Source organism: Clostridium lentum, assembly GCF_014287815.1.
Lineage (GTDB): Bacteria > Bacillota > Clostridia > Clostridiales > Clostridiaceae > Clostridium > Clostridium lentum.
Genome location: NZ_JACOOQ010000044.1, coordinates 1 through 1,499, shown reverse-complemented (window position 1 = coordinate 1,499; position 1,499 = coordinate 1). Strand labels below are relative to the sequence as shown.

Sequence of the window (1,499 nt, the reverse complement as noted above, 5' to 3'; positions counted from 1 at the left end):
ATCATTAACTTATTTCTACTGAAAATATCGACACTATTGGCACTACGGTTATGACGATATTTTCTATTACAATTATTCTTGGATAGTAAAGGGGGAAAAGGTAGATAAGTAGATAAAAAGTTTTATTTATAAAAAATAACTTTTTATTTTTTAATTTTATTTACCCCTACTACTTTGCCCCCTTTCCCCCCAATCATTTATTACGATCTTATTATTGGATGCATCTTGCTTCCCCGTTTTTCCCGTAATCCCGTAAGATTTTATTATTGTATTTACTTATTCTGATTATATTTATCTTTTATTATTTATTTTTTATTGAAATAAATTTTTATTAATCTACTTCAATTCTTATTTCATTGTAAGGCTTTAGCCCCCCTATCCCCCGTTACTCTTTCTGAGTCCCAAGTCCTTAGTTCCTATTTACTAGTTCCAAGTTTCATTATTTTTATGTTTTATCATTTCAATTCTTTTTATTTTTGAGTGAATTTAGATTTTTCCTGTACATATTATATGTTATGACTTATCCTTGATTTCAAGTGGAATTATTGAGCCTAGGATTTCCTATGACTTCAACATCTTATAGTCTTTCATACCTTGTTATCCTAGCTTGTATAGTTATGAAGCTATTATTTACTGATTTTTCTTTATTGCTTACAATCTTATTTAGAAAACATTCAATTTATCCTCTCTTCGCAGTTTTTTATTCCTATGGCTACATTTCTTCACACTTTCCAAAATCTCTGCTTTCTGCTGTGCTATCGTTGCTTTTTAGATATACTTAGATTGATTATAGTTACAGTTTTTCTATTTACACTACGTTCAAGATAAATTACATTTACTTAGATTTCTTCTATTCTTTCTCCTCCTATCTCTTACACGTGTATATGTATGAGTAACTATCTTTTATAGGTATTAACTTTATTACATACTTACCTTCTTCAAGCTCTATGTATACTAGAATTTCTTTATCATATGCTGTACCATTACATAGCTCTACAACTTTATTGAATTCTTCTATTAACGTGAATTAAATATAATTAAGTTCTTGTTGTAACTTCTTTAGGTTTATTAACTTCCTATCATTCATTTCAATTATTAACTCTCTATGATTCCATTGGTTAGACAACCTTCCATCATAGAAGTCGAACCTCATTACTCCAAGAAGTTCTTTGCTATAATATTTAAAATACTTTTCTTTACTTAGCTTATTTATCATTTACTTGAACCTCCTTCAATTAGTATTCTCATGGAAAAAGCATTGTAGAATATTCTCCACTATCTATTACATAAACTTTAATCTCACCTTCTATCTGAATATCTTCTATCTCTATTTCATATGTGCATAAGTATTCAGGAACTTCTTGGCTTTGACTTATTACAATATTATTTCCTTCTTTTCTTATCTTGAAAATCTGTAAGTAATCCACTTCAACATTTCCTTCATTCTTCAACTTATCAATCATGCTCCACATTATAAGTTGTAATCTTATATCTACTTC

At 28.4% G+C, this 1,499-nt stretch carries 2 protein-coding genes; both read right to left on the bottom strand.

Annotated features, from left to right (window positions below):
- Positions 1–1,027: 1,027 nt before the first annotated feature.
- Entirely contained in the window at positions 1,028–1,216 is a 189-nt protein-coding gene (locus H8R92_RS13270; RefSeq protein ID WP_022211300.1) for a hypothetical protein, read from the bottom strand.
- A 28-nt stretch (positions 1,217–1,244) separates the two neighbouring features.
- A partial coding sequence (locus tag H8R92_RS12965; RefSeq protein WP_186835675.1) for a DUF960 family protein occupies positions 1,245–1,499 on the bottom strand: 255 nt, incomplete at its 5' end.

Coding starts and splice junctions, on each gene's coding strand:
- H8R92_RS13270 (WP_022211300.1), bottom strand. CDS start 1,216: ATGATAAATAAGCTAAGTAAAGAAAAGTATTTTAAATATTATAGCAAA.